The sequence below is a fragment of the Streptomyces sp. NPDC059002 genome, from assembly GCF_042740435.1.
Lineage (GTDB): Bacteria > Actinomycetota > Actinomycetes > Streptomycetales > Streptomycetaceae > Streptomyces.
Genome location: NZ_JBHYJI010000097.1, coordinates 1 through 19,892, shown reverse-complemented (window position 1 = coordinate 19,892; position 19,892 = coordinate 1). Strand labels below are relative to the sequence as shown.

At 72.5% G+C, this 19,892-nt stretch carries 21 protein-coding genes; 7 read left to right on the top strand and 14 right to left on the bottom strand.

Features of this window, described 5'->3' with window-relative positions; translation table 11 throughout:
• Positions 1-77: 77 nt before the first annotated feature.
• From groL to ACFWZ2_RS41755, 3 genes are all read right to left on the bottom strand, one after another.
• Complete coding sequence (groL, locus tag ACFWZ2_RS41765; RefSeq protein WP_384555026.1) at positions 78-1,706, bottom strand: chaperonin GroEL; 1,629 nt, start codon at positions 1,704-1,706, stop codon at positions 78-80.
• A 117-nt stretch (positions 1,707-1,823) separates the two neighbouring features.
• The gene (groES, locus tag ACFWZ2_RS41760; RefSeq protein WP_006347174.1) at positions 1,824-2,132 is read right to left on the bottom strand and encodes a co-chaperone GroES; all 309 of its coding nucleotides are present in this window, start codon (positions 2,130-2,132) and stop codon (positions 1,824-1,826) included.
• Between the two features lie 491 nt (positions 2,133-2,623).
• On the bottom strand, positions 2,624-3,490 hold the full coding sequence (locus tag ACFWZ2_RS41755; RefSeq protein WP_384555025.1) for a polysaccharide deacetylase family protein: 867 nt from the start codon (positions 3,488-3,490) through the stop codon (positions 2,624-2,626).
• 143 nt (positions 3,491-3,633) lie between these two features.
• Between ACFWZ2_RS41755 and ACFWZ2_RS41750 the strand changes: the two genes are divergently transcribed.
• Positions 3,634-4,869 (top strand): methyltransferase domain-containing protein, encoded by a 1,236-nt coding sequence (locus ACFWZ2_RS41750; protein ID WP_384555024.1) that lies wholly within the window; start codon positions 3,634-3,636, stop codon positions 4,867-4,869.
• Between the two features lie 43 nt (positions 4,870-4,912).
• On the opposite strand, the gene ACFWZ2_RS41745 is transcribed toward ACFWZ2_RS41750, so the two are convergent.
• Genes ACFWZ2_RS41745 through ACFWZ2_RS41735 form a run of 3 tightly spaced genes read right to left on the bottom strand, consistent with a single transcriptional unit; the run spans position 4,913 to position 8,106 of the window.
• Positions 4,913-6,175: an RNA polymerase sigma factor gene (locus tag ACFWZ2_RS41745; protein WP_384555023.1), complete on the bottom strand. Its 1,263-nt coding sequence runs from the start codon at positions 6,173-6,175 to the stop codon at positions 4,913-4,915.
• 35 nt (positions 6,176-6,210) lie between these two features.
• Positions 6,211-6,564: a YciI family protein gene (locus ACFWZ2_RS41740; RefSeq protein WP_384555022.1), complete on the bottom strand. Its 354-nt coding sequence runs from the start codon at positions 6,562-6,564 to the stop codon at positions 6,211-6,213.
• A 42-nt stretch (positions 6,565-6,606) separates the two neighbouring features.
• Positions 6,607-8,106, bottom strand: coding sequence for an MFS transporter (locus tag ACFWZ2_RS41735; protein WP_384555021.1), 1,500 nt, complete (start codon positions 8,104-8,106; stop codon positions 6,607-6,609).
• 103 nt (positions 8,107-8,209) lie between these two features.
• Between ACFWZ2_RS41735 and ACFWZ2_RS41730 the strand changes: the two genes are divergently transcribed.
• Genes ACFWZ2_RS41730 through ACFWZ2_RS41720 form a run of 3 tightly spaced genes read left to right on the top strand, consistent with a single transcriptional unit; the run spans position 8,210 to position 10,732 of the window.
• Positions 8,210-8,989 carry a TetR/AcrR family transcriptional regulator gene (locus ACFWZ2_RS41730; protein WP_384555020.1) on the top strand — a complete coding sequence of 260 codons (780 nt, stop codon included), beginning with the start codon at positions 8,210-8,212 and terminating at the stop codon, positions 8,987-8,989.
• Between the two features lie 39 nt (positions 8,990-9,028).
• Entirely contained in the window at positions 9,029-9,625 is a 597-nt protein-coding gene (locus tag ACFWZ2_RS41725; RefSeq protein WP_384555019.1) for a class I SAM-dependent methyltransferase, read from the top strand.
• A 54-nt stretch (positions 9,626-9,679) separates the two neighbouring features.
• The gene (locus ACFWZ2_RS41720; RefSeq protein WP_384555018.1) at positions 9,680-10,732 is read left to right on the top strand and encodes a hypothetical protein; all 1,053 of its coding nucleotides are present in this window, start codon (positions 9,680-9,682) and stop codon (positions 10,730-10,732) included.
• A gap of 9 nt (positions 10,733-10,741) precedes the next feature.
• Here the strand turns inward: ACFWZ2_RS41720 and ACFWZ2_RS41715 are convergent, their stop codons facing one another.
• From ACFWZ2_RS41715 to tsaB, 4 genes are read right to left on the bottom strand one after another with little or no spacing between them, the layout of a single operon-like run.
• Positions 10,742-11,011, bottom strand: coding sequence for a hypothetical protein (locus ACFWZ2_RS41715; RefSeq protein ID WP_384555017.1), 270 nt, complete (start codon positions 11,009-11,011; stop codon positions 10,742-10,744).
• Entirely contained in the window at positions 11,008-12,114 is a 1,107-nt protein-coding gene (tsaD, locus tag ACFWZ2_RS41710; protein ID WP_384555016.1) for a tRNA (adenosine(37)-N6)-threonylcarbamoyltransferase complex transferase subunit TsaD, read from the bottom strand. The genes ACFWZ2_RS41715 and tsaD overlap by 4 nt, the downstream gene beginning before the upstream one ends.
• Positions 12,107-12,589, bottom strand: coding sequence for a ribosomal protein S18-alanine N-acetyltransferase (rimI, locus tag ACFWZ2_RS41705; protein WP_384555027.1), 483 nt, complete (start codon positions 12,587-12,589; stop codon positions 12,107-12,109). Before rimI ends, tsaD begins: the two co-directional genes overlap by 8 nt.
• Before the next feature lie 32 nt (positions 12,590-12,621).
• Positions 12,622-13,278, bottom strand: coding sequence for a tRNA (adenosine(37)-N6)-threonylcarbamoyltransferase complex dimerization subunit type 1 TsaB (gene tsaB / locus ACFWZ2_RS41700; protein WP_384555015.1), 657 nt, complete (start codon positions 13,276-13,278; stop codon positions 12,622-12,624).
• A gap of 135 nt (positions 13,279-13,413) precedes the next feature.
• On the opposite strand from tsaB, the gene ACFWZ2_RS41695 reads away from it, so the two are divergent.
• On the top strand, positions 13,414-13,962 hold the full coding sequence (locus tag ACFWZ2_RS41695) for a hypothetical protein (RefSeq protein WP_384555014.1): 549 nt from the start codon (positions 13,414-13,416) through the stop codon (positions 13,960-13,962).
• A 363-nt stretch (positions 13,963-14,325) separates the two neighbouring features.
• Here the strand turns inward: ACFWZ2_RS41695 and tsaE are convergent, their stop codons facing one another.
• The 4 genes from tsaE to ACFWZ2_RS41675 all read right to left on the bottom strand — a co-directional run bounded on the left by tsaE (position 14,326) and on the right by ACFWZ2_RS41675 (position 18,258).
• Entirely contained in the window at positions 14,326-14,838 is a 513-nt protein-coding gene (tsaE, locus tag ACFWZ2_RS41690; RefSeq protein WP_384555013.1) for a tRNA (adenosine(37)-N6)-threonylcarbamoyltransferase complex ATPase subunit type 1 TsaE, read from the bottom strand.
• 60 nt (positions 14,839-14,898) lie between these two features.
• Positions 14,899-16,113: an alpha/beta fold hydrolase gene (locus ACFWZ2_RS41685; protein WP_384555012.1), complete on the bottom strand. Its 1,215-nt coding sequence runs from the start codon at positions 16,111-16,113 to the stop codon at positions 14,899-14,901.
• A gap of 13 nt (positions 16,114-16,126) precedes the next feature.
• A complete protein-coding gene (gene alr, locus ACFWZ2_RS41680) occupies positions 16,127-17,296 on the bottom strand; it encodes an alanine racemase (RefSeq protein WP_384555011.1) in 1,170 nt (389 codons plus the stop codon).
• A 62-nt stretch (positions 17,297-17,358) separates the two neighbouring features.
• Positions 17,359-18,258 carry a L,D-transpeptidase family protein gene (locus ACFWZ2_RS41675; protein ID WP_384555010.1) on the bottom strand — a complete coding sequence of 300 codons (900 nt, stop codon included), beginning with the start codon at positions 18,256-18,258 and terminating at the stop codon, positions 17,359-17,361.
• A gap of 159 nt (positions 18,259-18,417) precedes the next feature.
• Between ACFWZ2_RS41675 and ACFWZ2_RS41670 the strand changes: the two genes are divergently transcribed.
• Together ACFWZ2_RS41670 and ACFWZ2_RS41665 are read left to right on the top strand one after the other, a co-directional pair.
• Complete coding sequence (locus tag ACFWZ2_RS41670) at positions 18,418-19,005, top strand: TetR/AcrR family transcriptional regulator (RefSeq protein WP_384555009.1); 588 nt, start codon at positions 18,418-18,420, stop codon at positions 19,003-19,005.
• The gene (locus ACFWZ2_RS41665; protein ID WP_384555008.1) at positions 19,002-19,841 is read left to right on the top strand and encodes an alpha/beta fold hydrolase; all 840 of its coding nucleotides are present in this window, start codon (positions 19,002-19,004) and stop codon (positions 19,839-19,841) included. Before ACFWZ2_RS41670 ends, ACFWZ2_RS41665 begins: the two co-directional genes overlap by 4 nt.
• The last annotated feature ends 51 nt before the right edge of the window (positions 19,842-19,892 follow it).

The window sequence follows — 19,892 nt, the reverse complement described above, 5'->3', positions numbered from 1 at the left end:
CCCGAAAAGGCTGAGGCCCGGTTCCCCACAGCAGGTGGGGAACCGGGCCTCAGTCACCGTTCAGGCGAGCGCAGCGGTCAGTGCGAGTGACCGTGCCCGTGGCCGTGACCGGCCTCGGCCTCTTCCTCGGCCGGCTTCTCGACGACCAGGGTCTCGGTCGTGAGCAGCAGCGACGCGATGGACGCGGCGTTCTCCAGGGCGGAGCGGGTGACCTTGACCGGGTCGAGGAGACCGGCCTTCACCAGGTCGCCGTACTCGCCGGTCGCGGCGTTGAAGCCGAAGCCCTTGTCGAGCTCGGCGACCTTCGAGGTGATGACGTAGCCCTCGAGGCCGGCGTTCTCGGCGATCCAGCGCAGCGGCTCGACGGCGGCGCGGCGGACGACGGCGACACCGGTGGCCTCGTCGCCCTCCTTGCCGAGGTTGCCCTCGAGGACCTTGACGGCGTGGACCAGGGCGGAGCCACCACCGGAGACGATGCCCTCCTCGACCGCGGCGCGGGTCGCGGAGATGGCGTCCTCCAGACGGTGCTTCTTCTCCTTCAGCTCCACCTCGGTGGCGGCGCCGACCTTGATGACGCACACGCCGCCGGCCAGCTTCGCGAGGCGCTCCTGGAGCTTCTCGCGGTCCCAGTCGGAGTCCGTGGCCTCGATCTCGGCCTTGATCTGGGCGACGCGGCCCTCGACGTCACCGGCGTTGCCGCCGCCGTCGACGATGGTCGTGTCGTCCTTGGTGATGGTGACGCGGCGGGCGGTGCCGAGCACGTCGAGACCGACCTGGTCGATCTTGAGGCCGACCTCTTCGGCGATGACGGTGCCGCCGGTGAGGGTGGCGATGTCACCGAGCATGGCCTTGCGGCGGTCGCCGAAGCCGGGGGCCTTCACCGCGACGGCGTTGAAGGTGCCACGGATCTTGTTCACGACCAGGGTCGAGAGGGCCTCGCCCTCGACGTCCTCGGCGATGATCAGGAGCGGCTTCGAGGCGTTGGCCTGGATGACCTTCTCGAGCAGCGGCAGGAGGTCCTGGATGGAGGAGATCTTGCCCTGGTGGATCAGGATGTACGGGTCGTCGAGGACGGCCTCCATACGCTCCTGGTCGGACACCATGTACGGGGACAGGTAGCCCTTGTCGAAGGCCATGCCCTCGGTGAAGTCGAGCTCCAGGCCGAAGGTGTTGGACTCCTCGACGGTGATGACACCGTCCTTGCCGACCTTGTCCATCGCCTCGGCGATGAGCTCGCCGACCTGCGGGTCCTGGGCCGACAGACCGGCGACGGCCGCGATGTCGGCCTTGTCGTCGATCGGACGGGCGGTGGCGAGGAGCTCCTCGGAGACGGCCGCGACGGCGGCGTCGATGCCCTTCTTCAGGGCGGCCGGGGAAGCACCGGCGGCGACGTTGCGCAGGCCTTCCTTGACCAGGGCCTGGGCGAGCACGGTGGCGGTGGTGGTGCCGTCACCAGCGATGTCGTTGGTCTTGGTCGCCACCTCCTTCACCAGCTGGGCGCCGAGGTTCTCGTACGGGTCCTCGACCTCGACCTCACGGGCGATGGTGACGCCGTCGTTGGTGATGGTCGGGGCGCCGAACTTCTTGTCGATGACGACGTTGCGGCCGCGGGGGCCGATCGTCACCTTGACCGTGTCGGCAAGCTTGTTGACGCCGCGCTCAAGGGCGCGACGGGCGTCCTCGTCGAACTTCAGGATCTTCGCCATAGGAGCGATTCAGCCCTCTCGAAAACTCGGGATTAAACGAACTGCGCCCCTCGCCGCCCGGCAATCAGCGGGGTGACCAGGGGCGCAGCTCAAAGCATGCTTCTGCTTCGGGGTGAACTACTTCTCGACGATCGCGAGCACGTCGCGAGCCGAGAGGACGAGGTACTCGTCGCCGTTGTACTTCACCTCGGTGCCGCCGTACTTGCTGTACAGCACGACGTCGCCGACCTTGACGTCGAGCGGAAGGCGCTCGCCGTTCTCGAAGCGGCCCGGGCCCACGGCGAGGACAGCACCCTCCTGGGGCTTCTCCTTCGCGGTGTCCGGAATGACCAGGCCAGAGGCCGTGGTCTGCTCGGCGTCGAGCGGCTGGACCACAATGCGGTCCTCGAGCGGCTTGATGGCAACCTTGGAGCTTGCGGTCGTCACGATCCGGTCTCCCCCTTCGGAGATCTACGGGGTTAACAGTCTGGGGTGGCGACCAGGTGGATCCGTCGTCGCGGGTGCCGGACCTGCCCGTCGCTGTTGGCACTCTCCAGTGGGGAGTGCCAGAAGCGAGACTAGGACGGGGATTAGCACTCGGTCAAGCGGAGTGCCAATCGACTGCGTCGGGCTTCAGCGGGTGGGGGTGCCCCGTGCCGGGGCCGGGCTTGGGGTGGTCCTGTCGGGGCAACGGTTCTTGTGGGGCGGGGGTTCCTTGTCCGTGCCGTGTGGGCGCCTCGGTTCCTGGCGCTCGGCACAGTGGTCCTTCCCCTGTGGGCCCGCCTCTCCCTTGCGCTTCGGCATCTTCTGGGCCGCCTTTCTGCCCAGCCGTTCGATCGGGTCCACCGATTCCGCGCATGCCGTGAGCAGTGCGGACGCGAGCACGCCGCACAGGAGGACCGCGGCGAGGAGGCGGCGGTGCGCTCGCGCCCGGGGGGTCACAGGTAGTCCTCCAGCCTGGCCACCGCGTACCCCTTGTCCGTGACCGTCTTCATGACCCTGCGGACCATGTCGGGCATGGTGCCCTTCCAGTCCTCACGGCCCCTGAAGTGCGTGAGGATGATGTCGCCGGGGTGCAGGTCGCGGTCCCATTCGCGCCACTCCATGTGGTCGGCGAACGCCTCCGACGCCCACAGCGGGACCGCCTTGACGCCGCAGGACCTGGCGGCGCGCAGAGTGTCCTGGTTGTAGTTGCCGTAGGGCGGGCGGAAGAGCTCGGGGCGTTTGCCGTAGCGCTTCTGGATGGTGTCCTGCATGCCGCAGATCTCGCGGCGCTGCCCCTCGTACGAAAGTCCGGGCAGGTAGCGGTGGTTGAGGGTGTGGTTGTTCAGGGTGACGCCGCGGGACTGCATCTTCTTGAAGTACGCGTAGTCCTCCTTGACCAGGTAGTCGCTGAGGAACGCGGTGTACGGGAGCTTCAGGTCGCTCATCATCTTCAGCAGCGCCGGGTCCTTCTCGGCGCCGTCGTCGATGGTCAGGAAGACGACCTTCTCCTTGGTGGGGATCGTGGTGAAGACCGGGGGCAGGTGCGCCTGGCCCTTCACCTCGAAGCCCTTGCGGGTGGTGATGTGCGGCTTGGCCGCAGGGGCCGGGGGCGCCGCGAGCGGGGTCTTCGCCAGGCCCCAGCGCTTGGCCGCGGCGGCCCGCACGGCCTGGGCCGCGCCGAGTTTCCGGGCGTAGGAGTCGAGTGCGCGGGCGGGCGGGGCCTGGAGGGGCTGCTGGCCGTGGGCGGGTTCGACGGCGTCGGGTTCGCCCCCGGAGGCGCAGCCCGAGGCGATCGCGGCGGCCGTGATCGCCGCGGCCATGGCTCTCGCCCGATTCTTCCGTCTTCTGGTGGATTCTTCGTTTTGTCGTACTAGTTGCATGGCGCCGGATCCTTGCAGCTCAACGCCCTGCCGAGGGGCCGACACCGCCGCCGGGCCGCGCACCGTCCACCGACTGGCCCACAATGGGGCAGGTGAACGACCGCGACGCCACCCCCGACGCCGAGGCCCGCCTGGCCGATCCCCTCGCCGCCTTCGCCGCCCTCCTCACCGACGAGGGCCGGGCCCTGCTCGACGAGGTGCGGGACGTGGCACCCGCGCAGGAACTCGCCGCCGCCACCCGGCTGCGCCGGGAGCACCCCGCCGCCCTGGTCTCCGCGGCCATCGCGCAGGCGCGCCTGCGACAGCGGGCGGCGGCGAAGTTCGGCGCCGATGACGCGGCCCGGATGTTCTTCACGCCGAACGGCGTCGAGCAGTCCACGCGCGCCTCCGTCGCCGCGCACCGCGCCGAGAGCTTCAAGGCGCTGGGCGTACGCACCCTCGCCGATCTGTGCTGCGGCATCGGCGGCGACGCGATCGCCCTCGCGCGGGCCGGGATCTCCGTGCTCGCCGTCGACCGCGACCCGCTGACCTGCGCGGTCGCCCGCGCCAACGCGGAGGCGCTGGGGCTCGCCGAACTGATCGAGGTCCGCGAGGCGGATGTCACCGAGGTCGACACGTCCTCGTACGACGCGGTGTTCGTGGACCCGGCACGCCGGGGCGGACGCGGGAGGATCTTCGACCCCGAGGCGTACTCGCCGCCGCTGTCCTGGGCGGTCGAGGCGGCGCTGAAGGCTCCGCGCGCCGCGCTGAAGATCGCCCCCGGCATCCCGCACGAGGCGATTCCCGCGCAGGCCGCGGCCGAGTGGATCTCGGACGGCGGCGATGTGAAGGAGGCCGTGCTGTGGTTCGGCACGGACACGCCCGCCTCGCACCGCGCGACGCTGCTCCCCCGGAACGCGTCCCTGTGGACCTCGCTCGACGCGATGCTCCCCGACCCGCCCGTCCGCCCCGTCGGGCGCTATCTGTACGAGCCGGATGGCGCCGTCATCCGCGCGCACCTGGTCGCGGAGGTCGCCGCACGAGTGGAGGGCGGGCTGATCGACGAGACCATCGCGTATGTCACGTCGGACGCGCTGCACGACACCCCGTACGCCACCGCGTACGAGATCACCGATCAACTCCCCTTCGGCGTGAAGAAGTTGAAGGCGCTGCTGCGGGAGCGGGAGGTCGGGATCCTGACGGTGAAGAAGCGGGGTTCGGCGGTGGAGCCGGAGGAACTGCGGCGGAAGGTGAAGCCGCAGGGGAAGAATGCGGCGACGGTGTTCCTGACACGGGTGGCGGGTGCACCAACGATGCTGATCGGCCACCCGGCCCCGTAGGGGCGCGGGGAACTGCGCGACCAGCCACAGCGGCCCCGCAGACTCAACACTCGGCCGCCCGCGCCAGCAACAGCTCACGCTCCCGCACGTTGCGGGTCAGCGACGCCGCCCGCTCGAACTCCGCCCGCGCCTCGGCCGACCGGCCGAGTCGGGCGAGCAGGTCCCCCCGCACGCTGGGCAGCAAGTGGTAGCCCTTCAGGGCCGGTTCGTCGGCCAGCGCGTCGACCAGGGCCAGTCCCACGTCAGGCCCCTCGGCCCGGGAGACCGCGACCGCGCGGTTCAGCTCGACGACCGGTGACGGGGTGCGGGCGGCGAGCAGGTCGTAGAGGGCGGCGATCTGCCGCCAGTCCGTCTCCTCGTACGTATGGGCGTGGGCGTGGCACGCGGCGATGGCGGCCTGCAGGGCGTACGGGCCGAGGGTGCCCGTGGACACCGACTGGGCCCGCGCCAGGGCCGCGTATCCGCGCCGGATCAGCATCTGGTTCCAGCGGGTCCGGTTCTGGTCCGTCAGCAGCACCGGCTCGCCCGACGGACCCGTGCGCGCCGCCGAGCGCGACGCCTGGAGTTCCAGGAGAGCCGCGAGACCGTGCACTTCGGACTCCTTGGGCATCAGGCCCGCGAGCACCCGCGCGAGGCGGAGCGCGTCCTCGCACAGGGCGGGGCGCAGCCAGTCGTCGCCCGCCGTGGCGGCGTACCCCTCGTTGAAGATGAGGTAGATGACTTCGAGGACGGACCCGAGGCGGGCCTCCCTGTCGGGGCCGTACGGCACCTCGAAGGCGACGCCCTTCGTGGCGAGGGTCCGCTTCGCCCGCACGATCCGCTGTGCCACCGTCGGCTCCGGCGTGAGCATCGCGCGGGCGATCTCCGGGGTGGTCAGGCCGCCGAGCAGGCGCAGGGTGAGCGCCACGCGGGCCTCGGCGGAGAGCACCGGGTGGCAGGCGGTGAAGACGAGGCGCAGGAGGTCGTCGTCGATGTCGTCGGGGTCGGTGGGCTCGTCGATGTGCGGCGGTGCGGTCTCCAGGTCGCGGCCGACCTCGGCCAGCTTGCGGGCGTAGCGCTCGCGGCGGCGCACCAGGTCGATGGCGCGGTGCTTGGCCGCGGCCATGAGCCAGGCGCCCGGGTTGTCGGGGACGCCCTGCTCGGGCCACTGTTCGAGGGCCGCCACCAGGGCGTCCTGGGCGAGCTCCTCGGCGATGCCGACGTCCCGCACGATGCGTGCGACACCCGCGATGATGCGCGGCGACTCGATGCGGAAGACGGTCTCGATGGCCTGGCGGGGGTGCTCCGGGGGATGGCTCACGGCCATCCATCAGAGCACCCCGGCACAGCCGCCGCAAAGGCTCAGCCCTCGATCTCCCGCACCTCCGCGGTGATCGTCCAGTAGTCCTCGTGGGTCGCGAGGAACCGCTTGGTCCACTCGATCGCCTCGGCCTTGTCCTTGGCCTGCACGATCGAGTAGCCCCCGACGACCTCCTTGGTCTCGGTGAACGGGCCGTCGGTGGTGGACAGTTCACCCTTGTCCCAGGTGACGCGGGTGCCCTCGGAGGTCGGTCGCAGGCCCGCGGTGTCGAGCATCACCCCGGCCTTGGTGATCTCTTCGAGCAGCGCGCCCATGCGCTCCTGGAGCTCGGGGCTCGGGCCGTCCGCGGGCGCGTTGTTCTCGTCGATACGGATCATCGTCAGGTAGCGCGGCATGGTGGTCTCCCATCGGGTGGCGGCGGGGCTTCTCCCCGCCTCTCACCCCTGCGTCGAACGGGAGACGCCCGTTTCGACATCGTCGCCGAGATTTTTTGAACTTTCTTCCCGGGCGTACGTTTCCGCAGGTCGCGGCGGTACCGGGGCGGGCGTGCGGCGGCCGTGCAGCACCGCAGTCGCCAGGGCGGCCGCCACCAGGAGCCCGGCGGACACCGCGAAGGCCGCCGCGTGGCCCTCGGCGAGTGCGGCCTTGCCGGTCCCCGTCCCCGTGGCGCTCGCCGCGACCGTGACCAGGACGGCGAGGCCGAGCGAGCCGCCGAGCTGGCGCGAGCTGTTGAGCAGCCCGGACGCCATGCCGGTCTCTTCGGGGGCGACGCCGCCGGTCGCCGCCGTGCCCAGCGGCACGAAGCACATGCCGATGCCGACGCTGGCGACCAGGGAGGGGCCGAGGATGGAGCTCAGGAAGGTGCCGCCCGCCTCGACGGTCAGCGCGAACCACCCGAATCCCGCGGCGCCGAGCAGCGCGCCCGTCACGAGGAGCGCCTTCTCGCCGACCCTGCCGACGGTCCGGGTCGCGACCGTCGACCCGGCGACGACGCCCGCGCAGAACGGCAGGAACGCGGCGCCGGCCGCCGTCGGCCCGTACCCCATGACCTGCTGGAGGTAGAGCGAGGTGAAGTAGAAGGCGGCGAACTGCCCGGACGACATCAGCAGCGAGAAGACGTTCGCGGAGAGCACGGGCCGGTGCGCCGTGCTGAGCAGGCCGAGCCGGAGCAGCGGCTCCCGCTTGCGGGTCTCGACGACGGCGAAGGCCACGAGCAGCGCGGCCGCCGCGGCGATCGTGCCCAGCGTGGTGCCGGATCCCCAGCCGTACGTCTCCGTGCGCACCAGGCCGAGTACGAGCACCGTCATGCCGGCCGTGACGAGCAGGGCGCCCGTGACGTCGAGGCGGGGCGCGGGTCCCGTACGGCGGTCGGCGGGCACTCCGCGCCGCGCCGCGAGGAGCGCGGCGATCACCACGGGGACGTTGACGAGCATCACGGAGCGCCAGCCGACCCAGTCCGTGAGCAGGCCGCCCGCCATGATCCCGACCGCGCCGCCGAGCGCGCCCGCGATGCCCCACAGGCCGAGGGCCCGTGAACGCGCGGGTCCCGCCGCGTAGTTGACGGTGATCAGGGCGAGCGCGACGGGCGCGAGTGCCGCGGCGCCCGCGCCCTGCACGGCGCGGGCCGCGATGAGCTGCCCCGGTGCGAGGGCGAGTCCGCCCGCGAGGCTGGCCACGCCGAAGACGGCGAAGCCCCAGACGAGGGTGCGCCGCCGTCCGATCAGGTCGGCGAGCCGCCCGCCGAGCATGAGCAGGCCGCCGAAGGCGAGCGCGTAGGCGTTGACGACCCAGAGCAGCGAGTCGGCGGCGAAGCCGAGGTCGCTGCCTATGTCGGGCAGGGCGATGTTGACGACGGACATGTCGAGGGAGACGAGGAACTGCACGGTGAGCAGCACCGGCAGCAGCCAACGCCCTTGCTGAGCGTTCGAGTTCACCATGCGACGCACATTACTATACGCGTATAGAAACTCTGCAAGCCCGAATCCCGCACCACCCGCCGCCGCCTGCCACGCCCCCGCGGGCAGGCGCGACAATGAACCGGTGGCAGACGAACCGGCGGCACAGGAACCAGTGGCAGACGCACCCGCGGAGACCGCGCCCGCGGCGGACGCAACCGCAGCGGACGCAACCGCAGCGGACGCACCCCCGTCAGGCGCGAAGAAGAAGCGCGGCGTCGGCCGCCCCCGCCGCATCCAGACGGAGACGATCGTCGCGGCGGCCCGCCGGATCCTGGCGGAGGAGGGCGTCGCGGCCCTCAGCATGCGCCGCGTCGCCAAGGAGGTCGGCACGACGCCGATGGCGCTCTACCACCACGTGCGCGACAAGGACGACCTCCTGATGCTCACGCTCTCCGGCACGGCCGCCACACTCCCCCGCCCCGAGCTGCCCGCCGACCCGCGCGACCGCCTGCTCGCCGTCTCCGTGCACATGCACGGCACGCTGGCGCGGATGCCCTGGGTGGTCGAGGTGCTCAGCCTCGGCGACCTCACCGACAAGGGCGCGCTGTGGATGGTCGAGGAGATCGTCGGCGCGGGCATCGACTGCGGGCTCACCCCCGCCGACGCCGTCCGCGCCTACCGCACCATCTGGCACTTCGTCAGCGGGGAGCTGATCTTCCGCCACGCGATGGAGCGCCGCGCCAAGGACCCGGACCGCAAGCGGTACTTCCCCGACATGCTCACGGACGCGGACGCCACCGAGCTGCCCCGCCTCGCGGCGCTCGCCGGACGCTGGGACGAGCTGACCGAGGACTACGACACGGCCCGGCAACTGGGCGCGATCATCGACGGCCTGCTGGGCCCGGCGGACCGCCGGGCCTGAACCAACCCCACGCGTCCGGCCCCCGTGCCAGGCTCCCCCATGCCCTTCGACCACAACGACCACTACCACGGCCTGCTCCTGCGGAACCTGCCACCGCGTGGCCGCACCGCCCTCGACGTCGGCTGCGGCACGGGCCGCTTCGCCCGGCTCCTCGCGGCGCGCGGCTACGAGGTCGACGCGCTCGACCCGTCCGCGGAGGTCATCGCCGAGGCCGAGGCCACCGGCGGAGGCCCCCGCTTCCGGCAGGCGGACGTGACCGCGGAGCAACTGCCCGGTGGCCACTACGACGCCATCACCTGCCTGGCGAGCCTGCACCACATGCCGTTCGACACGGTCACCCGCCTGCGCGACGCGCTCGCGCCGGGCGGCACCCTGCTCGTCCTCGGCTGCTACGCCGGGATGACCTGGTGGGACCCGGTGGCGTCCCCGGTCAACGCGGTGGCCCGGGTGACGGTGTACGCACGCGAGCGCCTGCGCGGCGAGCACACGCCCCCGCTCAAGGCACCCGTGCACCAGCCGGACATGCGCCTCCCCGGGATCCGCACCGAGGCGGCCCGCCTCCTGCCCGGCAGCAGCGTGCGCCAACTGCTGTTCTGGCGCTATCTGTTGACGTACCGCCGCCCCCTCGGGAACTGACGCCCCGCCGCGACGTGTCCCTGCCGGCAGAGACGTCAGGATCGGGGGACACGCATGGCGGCACTCGGCCACGGCACGCACGAGGACCTGAACCGCGCGGCACCGGAGCACTCCGCGGCGTATCTGCGCATGGGCCTGCTCACCGGCCTGTACGCGATCGCCGCTGCCGCCTGGATCGGCTATGAACTGGAGGACCGCGGCGCGGGCGCCGACGACTTCCTCACCGCGCTGTACGACGCGCGGGCCCCGCTCACCCCGTGGGCGCAGACCCCGCAGGACTGGGCGCTGATCGTCGCCGCGCTCGTCTTCGGCGGGATCGCGCTGGCCCGGCGGCGGGTGGCGCGCGGCGCGCTGATGCTGCTCGCGGTGGTGCTGATCGGCCTGTCCCTGCGGGAGCTGGTGGGCCTCACGGTCTCCGAGGACTACCGGACCGTCCTCGAACGCTCCGAGTACGGCCAACTCCTCATCACCTTCCGGGTGATCGGGCTGATCGTCGGCGTCGCGATACTGATCGAGCTGGCCCGTGCGGGCCGCAGGACCACCGCCATGCCGTACGTCCCGTACGACGCCACGCCATCCCCGTACGCCCCGTACGGCCCGTACACCCCGCCGCACCCCTCGTACGGACCGCCGCCCGCCTTCCGCCCGGCAGGGGTGCGCCCGCAGCTCGCCGCCGCGGGCGTCTGCCTGCTCCTGTCCGGCGCAGTGGCGGTGGCCTGGCTGGTCTACCGTCTGACGCGCCCGCAGGTGTACCTGGTCGGCGGCTCGCCCGACGCCGGGGTCGGCGGCTTCTTCCGTGACGTGGTCGACGCCTCGTACTCCACGTCGATCCCGTACTCCTTCCACACCGCGGCCTTCGCGCTCGCGCCCCTGCTCGTCGCTCTGCTGCTGTTCAGGGGGCGCCAGGCGGGCCGCGGCGCGGGCCTCGCGCTGGCGTTCGTCCTGCTGTACCTGGACGCGCGCACCCTCTACGCGTACGCCGCCGACGGCGAGATCGACCAGTACTTCGACAGCACGCTCGGCACCCTGGCGGTGCTCTCCACGGCGTTCACGACGGTCCTGTCGCTCGTCACCGCGACGGTCCTGCTGGCGGCCCGGGAGGAGTAGAGGCTGGGGCTAGAGCGGCCGGGTCTCGACCGACTCGAACCGCCACCTGTGCACCGCCCGCGTCACCAACTCCGGCCCCGGCTCGGGCAGTTCCGGCAGGTCCGCGTCGAGCGCGGCGTCCCACCAGGTGATGACGAGGACCCGGTCCTGCGGCGCCCGGAAGGTCTCGCGCCGCAGCGGGCCGCCCGTGCCGTCGAGCCGCTGCGCCCGCGCCCAGGCCAGCAGCTCCTCGCCGCGCCCCTCGACGGCGCGGGCCTCCCACATCAGCGCGACGCTCACGAGTACAGGTTCTCCTTGCTGACCTCGTGCACATGGTCGTGGTCGTGCGTGTGCCCCGGCACATGCGGCTCCGTCACCGGCAGCGACGAGTCCGCCGACAGGTCCCAGGACGAGGCCGCCCTGTTCCGCGCCACCATCTCGGCGCCGAGGGCCGCGACCATCGCGCCGTTGTCCGTGCACAGCTTGGGGCGCGGCACGCGAAGCCGGATCCCGGCCTTCTCGCAGCGCTCCTGTGCGAGCGCCCGAAGCCGCGAGTTGGCGGCCACGCCGCCGCCGATCATCAGGTGGTCGACGCCCTCGTCCTTGCAGGCCCGCACGGCCTTGCGGGTCAGCACGTCGACGACCGCCTCCTGGAAGGACGCCGACACGTCCCGCACCGGCACGTCCTCGCCCGCGGCCCGCTTCGCCTCGATCCAGCGGGCGACGGACGTCTTCAGACCGGAGAAGGAGAAGTCGTACGCGGGGTCGCGGGGCCCGGTGAGTCCGCGCGGGAACGCGATCGCCTCCGGGTCGCCCTCGCGCGCGTACCGGTCGATGACGGGCCCGCCGGGGAAGCCGAGGTTGAGCACCCGGGCGATCTTGTCGAAGGCCTCGCCCGCCGCGTCGTCGATGGTCGCGCCGAGGGGGCGTACGTCCGAGGTGATGTCCTCGGAGAGCAGCAGCGAGGAGTGCCCGCCGGACACAAGCAGCGCCATGGTCGGCTCGGGCAGCGGCCCGTGCTCCAGCTGGTCGACGCAGATGTGCGAGGCGAGGTGGTTGACGCCGTACAGCGGCTTGCCGAGCGCGTACGCGTACGCCTTGGCGGCCGAGACCCCGACGAGCAGCGCGCCCGCGAGTCCGGGGCCCGCGGTCACCGAGATGCCGTCGAGGTCCTTCGCGCTCACGCCCGCTTCCTTCAGGGCGCGGTCGATGGTCGGCACCATCGCCTCCAGGTGCGCACGCGATGCGACCTCGGGGACGACGCCGCCGAAGCGGGCGTGCTCGTCGACGCTGGAGGCGACGGCGTCGGCGAGCAGCGTGGTGCCGCGGACGATGCCGACGCCGGTCTCGTCGCAGGAGGTCTCGATGCCGAGGACGAGCGGTTCGTCGCGCGAGTCAGCCATGAATCTCGGTTCCTTGTACGCCAGATACGGAGGTGGAGGGGTCGGTGCGGCGCATGACCAGCGCGTCGACGTTGCCGGGCTGGTAGTAGCCGCGCCTGAAGCCGATGGGCTCGAAGCCGAAGCGCTCGTACAGCTTCTGCGCCCGGGTGTTGTCGACCCGCACTTCCAGCATCACCTCGGCGCACTCGAAGGCGGTCGCGGCCCGCAGCAGATCGGTGAGCAGCCGGGCGCCGAGGCCGGTGCCCCAGTGGTCGCGGGCCACGGCGATGGTCTGGACGTCGGCGAGGTCTCCGGAGGCGGCGAGCCCCGCGTACCCGACGAGGCGGTCGCCGTCCATGGCCACCACATAGCGGCGGGTGGCGAGCGGCCCGCGCGCGTGGGCGAGCTCGGACCAGAACATCCCGCGCGACCACGCGTCGTCCGGGAACAGCTCCTTCTCGAGCGTGAACACCGCGTCGATGTCCCACCAGCGCATCTCGCGCAGCACGGCGGCCGCAGTCACCTGGGTCACTTGGGGGTGACCACCTTGTAGTTCTTGGGCACCTGCGCGTCGGGCCTGCGCAGGTACAGCGGCCGGGGCTCCATCAGTTCCTCGCCCGCGGCCAGCTTCTCGGCGGCCAGCGAGGCGAGCGCGGCCGCGGAGACATGCTCGGGGGCGCGGGCGTCGGGGAACGTGTCGGGGTAGAGCAGCGCACCCGCGCCGACGGCGGGCAGCCCCTCGACCTCGGCGGCGATGTCCGCGGGCCGGTCGACCGCGGGGTCACTCACCCGCGTGCGGACGTCGTCGTAGCGCGCCCAGTAGACCTCCTTGCGCCGGGCATCGGTGGCCACCACGAAGGGGCCGTTCTCGATGCCGGAGGCGTACGCGAGGCCGTCCAGCGTGCACACGCCGTGCACGGGGACGCCGAGCGCGAGGCCGAACGTGTCGGCGGTCATCAGGCCGACGCGCAGGCCGGTGTAGGGGCCGGGGCCCACGCCGACGACGATGCCGGTGACGGCGTCGAGTCTCAGGCCGGCGTCGGCGAGCACGCGGTCGACGGCCGGAAGCAGCAGTTCCCCGTGACGGCGGGCGTCCACCTGGCTCGACTCCGCGATGACGGAGGAGCCGTCGTGGAGGGCGACGGTGACGGCGGGCGTTGCGGTATCCAGAGCGAGCAAGAGCACGCGAACAGCCTACGGCTCCGGCGCCCGGCGCACGCCCGCACCGGTGCGGGCGTGCGGCTGCCCGGGCAAGGGGCGCGGTGGCTGCTACCGTCACCCCGTAGCCGTACGCAGTACGAAGAGGATGGGTGGCGCAAGGTGTCAAGGAGCAGCTCGGGATTCGTGGCCGGGCTCACCGCTGCCGCGCTCGCCGCGGTCGGCTTCCTCGCCTATCAGGCCTCGGCCAGCGCGCCGGACAGCTTCGGGAAGCCCGACAAGTCGCCCGCAGCGTCCGCCTCGCGCTCCCCCAAGGACAAGAAGAACCCCACGGCGGTGCCCGCGCAGTCCGGCAGCGGCGAGCGGGTCGTCTACTCCCTGGGCGACGACCGCGTCTGGCTCGTCGAGTCGTCCGGCAAGGCCAAGCTCACCTTCGAGGTCACGCCGGGCACGGTGGACCCGGCCCCCGGCACGTACACCGTCACCTCACGGACCGGCTCGATCACCGGTACGGACGGCGTGCCGATCGAGCACGTCGTGGTCTTCACGACCAGCGACGGGGTCGCGATCGGCTTCAGCGCGGCCGTCGACGGCTCGACGCCCAAGCCCGACCCGGCGAAGAAGACGGGCGGCATCCGCGAGTCGCGCGAGCACGGCGACGCGATGTGGCAGTTCGCGGGCGTTACCCAGAAGGTCGTCGTCGTTCCCTAGCCCCGTCACCCGTGGGGGCGGGGTCCCTGGGCGGCGTGGAGACCGCGCTCGCCGCGGCGCACGACGCCAGCAGGGCGCTCATCGACAGCGGCGAAGGATCAGGAACACCCGAGGGCCCCGGCACCGGACGGCCGTGCGGCCGCGGCTGTGCGTCACGTGGTGAAGCCGACATGGATGCCTCCTGGGCTCCCGGGGCAGACGTGGTTAGGTAGACCTAACCAGGACCGGTATCCATGTGACCACGCCCGACGCACGCCGCGCAACATCTTGCCGACGCCTTGTCGGAACGTTCGGCGGAACGTACGAGACCCGGGTCGTCGACCGGCGTACCAAGGCCGGTCCCGGGAAGGACGGCGCGGTGGCTCAGGCCGCGAGCAGCGTCAGGTCGGCGTCCGCCCAGCGCGCGCCGAGACCGGTCAGCGTCACCTCGCGCACCTCGTCCGTCGTGTCGCCGACGGCCCGGTCGATGACCACATGGAGGCGGTCGTCCGAGAGCTCCTCGACCTTGCCGTCGCCCCACTCGACGACGATCACCGATTCGGGGAGCGAGACGTCGAGGTCGAGGTCCTCCATCTCGTCGAGCCCGCCGCCCAGGCGGTACGCGTCGACGTGCACGAGCGCGGGACCCGTGCCGAGCGGGGGGTGCACGCGGGCGATCACGAAGGTCGGGGACGTGACGGCGCCGCGCACCCCGAGGCCCTCGCCGAGACCGCGGGTCAGCGTCGTCTTCCCCGCGCCGAGCTCGCCGGTGAGCATGACGAGATCGCCGGGGCGCAGGAGTTTGGCCAGGCGGCGGCCCAACTCGCCCATCTGCTCGGGGGAGTTGACGGTGATCTTGAGGGTGGTGGCGGGGGCCTGGTGGTGCGGTGCTTCCATGAGGCCCACGTTAGCCGCTGGACGCCGCCGCCCGGTGCGGCGCCGACCCGCCGTGCGACGTCAGCCGCCGACCCGCCCCGCCTCGTCGGCCACCGGGACGGCGCCCGCCCGCGCCAGCAGATCCACGAGCCGGTCCGTGACCACCTCGGGGTGCTCCAGCATGACCATGTGCCCCGCGTCGGGCACCAGGACGAGCTCGGCGTCCGGCAGCCGCTCCGCGATGGCCTCGCTGTGCCCGCTCGGCGTCACCATGTCGTGCTCGCCCGCGAGGACGAGGACGGGCAGGTCGGCGAAGTGCTTCAGGGCATCCGCCTTGTCGTGCTCGGTGAACGCCGGGTAGAACTCCGCGACCACGTCGATCGGCGTCGACTCGATCATGCGCTCGGCGAACCGCGCGATCGCCGGGTCCACGTCCTTCGACGAGAACGAGTAGCGCTTGATGACCCCGGCGAAGAGATCGGCCGTGGCCCGCCGCCCCCGCTCCACCAGCTCCGCCTGCGAGCCGAGCGCCCGCAGCACCCCGGGCAGCACCCGCCGGACCGCGTTCATCCCGGCCACCGGGAGCCCGAAGTTCACCTGTCCGAGCTGCCCCGACGACGTACCCACCAGGGCGACGCCGACGACGCGCTCGCGGATCAGCTCGGGGAACTGGTCGGCGAGGGCCATCGTCGTCATGCCGCCCATGGAGTGCCCGACCAGGACGAGGGGCCCCTCGGGCGCCGCCGCGTCGATGACGGCCTTCAGGTCGCGCCCCAGGTCGTCGATGGAGACCGGCACGCCGCGCTCCAGCTGGTCGACGCCGCGCCCCGAGCGGGCGTGGCTGCGCTGGTCCCAGTAGACCGCGCGGACGACGCCGCGCAGGGCGGCCCGCTGGAAGTGCCAGGAGTCCTGGCTCAGGCAGTAGCCGTGGCTGAAGACGACGGTGACGGGCGCGGGCACCCGGCGTCCGAAGAGTCTGCGCAGCCGCGGGGCCTGGTCGCTGTCCGCCTCGACCTCGTCGACCTCGTAGGAGAGCTCCGTGCCGTCGTCGGCGTACGCCGTGCCCGGCATGCCGCGCAGCGAGCCGTACGGACCCGACGCGTCGAGCGCGAGCCGTGCCTTCTTGCGCATGCCGCGGCCGACGGTGAGCCGCTCGATGGCGACACCCGCCGCGGCACCCGCGGCGATGACTCCTATCGCGGCACCGGCCACACCGGCCCTGCGCCAGTTCCCGGTCGCGGCGGCGGCCTCCGTCACCGCTTCCACCGCGGCCGCCCCCGTGCTGCTCTCGCTCACGTGCCGCTCCTCGTCAGTCGTCCGTCTGCTCGTCCGCTCCGGGCCGCTCGTTCACATAGACGCGCGGGACACGCGATCCGATGCGCGTGACGATCTCGTACGCGATGGTGCCCGCGGCCTGCGCCCAGTCCTCCGCGGTCGGCTCGCCGCGGTCGCCGGGGCCGAAGAGCACCGCTTCCGAGCCCACTTCGGGCTCGTCCCCGCCGAGGTCGACCACGAACTGGTCCATCGCGATGCGCCCCGCGGCCGTCCGCCACTTGCCCCCGATCAGGACAGGGCCCGCGCCGGACGCGTGGCGCGGGATCCCGTCCCCGTACCCGGCGGGCACGAGGCCGAGGGTGGTGTCCCCGGGGGTGGTGTAGTGATGCCCGTAACTGACGCCGTGACCCCCCGGGGCGTGCTTCACATGAGCGAGCGAGGCGGTGAGCGTCATCACGGGGCGCAGCCCGAAGTCCTGCGAAGTGCCCACCTCTGGGCTGGGCGAGACGCCGTACATCGCGATGCCCGGACGTACGAGATCGAAGTGCGTCTCCGGAAGCGTCAGGGTCGCCGGGGAGTTGGCGATGTGCCGCACCTCGGGGCGGATCCCGCGCTCCTCCGCGTACGCCACCATCTCGCGGAAGACCGTGAGCTGCGCGGCGATCGAGGGGTGGCCCGGCTCGTCGGCGCAGGCGAAGTGCGACCAGAGGCCGGTGACCGTGACGAGTCCTTCGGCCTCGGCGCGCAGCGACTCGGCGATCAGCTCGGGCCAGTCGGCGGGCAGGCAGCCGTTCCGCCCGAGTCCGGTGTCGGCCTTGAGCTGGATGCGGGCGGTGCGGCCCGCGGCGCGGGCGGCGTCCGTCACCTCGCGCAGCGCCCACCGCGCGCTCACCGACATGTCCAGGTCGGCCTCGACGCCTTCGCGCCAGGGGCCGCCCGGCGTCCACAGCCAGCACATGATCCGGCCGGGCAGACCCGCGGCGCGCAGGGCGAGGGCCTCCTGGGGAGTGGCGGTGCCCACCCAGGCGGCACCCGCGTCGACGGCGGCCCTGGCGCAGGGCACCATCCCGTGCCCGTACCCGTCCGCCTTCACGACGGCCATGAACGCGGCACCCCGCGCGCGGGCGCGCAGGGTGCGCACATTGGCGCGGAGGGCGGCGAGGTCGATCTCGGCGCGGACTCGGAAGGGGGCTGTCTCGTTCATCGCGGACAAGTCTCTCAGAGGCCACCGACAGCCCCCGCTCCCCTGGTCACGAACGCCCCGGCTCAGGTCCCCGGCTTGCGGCCCCACACATAGACCTTGTCGCCCTTGAGGAGCGTCTTCCACAGCGCCCGGGCGTCGGTGACCCGCATGTTCACGCAGCCGCGCGAGCCCGGCGGGCTGTACACGTTGCCGTAGATGGCGTGGAACGCCTGCCCGCCGCTGAAGAACTGGCTGTACGGCATGGGGGTGTTGTACAGCGACGACCAGTGGTTCTTGTGCTTCCAGTAGACCTTGTGCCAGCCGGTGCGGGTCCCGTAACCGGCGCGCCCGGTGCGGATCGGCACGGGGCCGAACAGCACCTTCCCGTCCTTCTGCACCCACATCAGCTGCCGTGACAGATCCACGCAGGCGAGGCGGTACGCGCGCGTGGGGCACTTCTTCGCCGCGTTGGGGTTCTTGCGCGCGGAGATCCACCGCATCCGGGCCCAGGTCACCGGGCCCGCGAACCCGATGGCGGGCCTGATGCCCTGCTTGCGCTGGAATGCCCTGATGGCCCGGCAGTCCACCGCCGACTGCCGGCCGTCCACCGGGCGCCCGAGCCAGCGCTCGGCCTGCCGCTGATAGGGCCCGGTGTGCCTGCTGCACGCGGGGGCCGCGGCCTTGGTGACGACCTCGCTCGGCGGCACGTACTCGATGAGGGCGTCGACACCGGCCGGCGCGTCCATGGGCTCGACCGCGTCCTCGGCGGCGCTCGGCCGGTACACGTGCGGCAGCAGGGCCTGGTCGGGGGTGTCCAACTGCCATGGGTGGAGCGGCGAGAGCGGGATGCCCGGGACCAGCGCGGCGGTCGCGGGGGACGCGGGCCGCGGCGGCACGGGCCCCGCGGACGCGGGGGCGGCGGGCAGCGCGGCGGCCAGGGCGAGCAGCACGGTCAGGCCGCGCTGGGCTGTCTTACTGATCATTCGATGAGCGAACCCCGGACCGGTGCCGTGCGGCCGTCAGCCGCGCTCAGGAGTCACTCGAAGGGCCCGCCCGGAAAACCCATTACCTAGGACCCCTAGGTTTCGCTCTATGATCCCTAGGAAACCTCTGCCCACCCCCTCCCCTGGAAGGAAGGCCCCATGGCCCGAGCAGGCCTCACGGCCGACCGCGTGGTGACGGCGGCCGCCGACCTCGCGGACGAGATCGGCCTGGAGAACGTCACGCTCTCCGCCCTCGCCCGCGGCTTCGGCGTCAAGGACGCGAGCCTGTACTCGCACGTCAGGAACGTCGCCGACCTGCGCGCACGCATCGCGCTGCGGGCCACGGGCGAGTTCGCGGACCTGATCGGCCCTGCCGTCGCGGGCCGCTCGGGCAAGGACGCGCTGGCCGCCTTCGCGGACGCGTACCGCCGCTTCGCCCTCGCCCACCCGGGCCGGTACGCGGCGACCAACCTCCAGCTGGATCCGGCGCTCGCCGCCGAGGCCCAGGGGCCGCGCCGCATCGCCGAGTACACCTACGCCCTGCTGCGCGGCTACGACCTGGCCGAGCCCGACCTGACGGACGCCGTACGCCTGCTGCGCAGCACCTTCCACGGCTACGTGAGCCTCGAACTCTCCGAAGGCTTCGGCCACCCCCGCGACATACAGACCTCGTGGCACCGCTCCGTCGACGCCCTGCACGTCCTCCTGGAGCACTGGCCCACCCCCGAAAGGACCACCCCCGCATGACCACCGTCACCCCCAGGGCCGCCACGCTCGAGGTGCCCGGCGCGACCCTCCACCACGAGATACGGGGCACGGGCCCGCTGCTCCTGATGCTCCCCGGCGGAGGCGGCGACGCCGCGGTCTTCGACGGCATGGCGGACCTCCTGGCCGCCGAGTACACCGTCGTCACGGTCGATCCGCGCGGCTACTCGCGCAGCACGCTGGACGGACCGCGCGAGGAACACCGCGTACAGACCCAGTCGGACGACGCGTACCGCCTCCTCCAGGCGCTCTCCCCCGACGCACCCGCACGCGTCTTCGCCAGCAGCGCGGGAGCGGTGGTCGCCCTCGACCTCCTCGCCCGCCACCCCGAGCGCCTGCACCGCGTGGTCGCGCACGAACCGCCGAGCTTCGCGCTGCTGCCCGACGCGGCGGAGCAGCGCGCCTTCACCGAAGAGGTCCGCGAACTGCTGCGCACCAAGGGCCACGGGCCCGCGGTCACCCGCTACCTCCAGGGCCTCGGCGGCACGCTCGGCCCGCTGCCCGACCCGGCCGAACTCCCGCCGCGCACCGCGGACATGATGGCCCGCCTGATGGCGAACAACCCCCTGTTCATGGAGTACGAACTGGTGCCCTTCACCTCGTACGTCCCCGACCTGGCGGCCCTGCGCGAGGCGGCACCCCGCCTCGTCCTCGCGGCGGGCCTCGGGTCGCGCGGCCGGCTGCCGTACCGCCCCGCCGCACTCATGGCGGAGCGACTCGGCCTGGAACTGCGGGAGTTCCCCGGCGGCCACTCCGGCTACACGGACGAACCGGAGGCGTTCGGGGAGCTGCTGCTGCGGACCCTGCGTACGGACTAAGCGCTCCGCGGGAAGTACGGTCCACATCTGCGGGTGCGTCGTGGCTGGTCG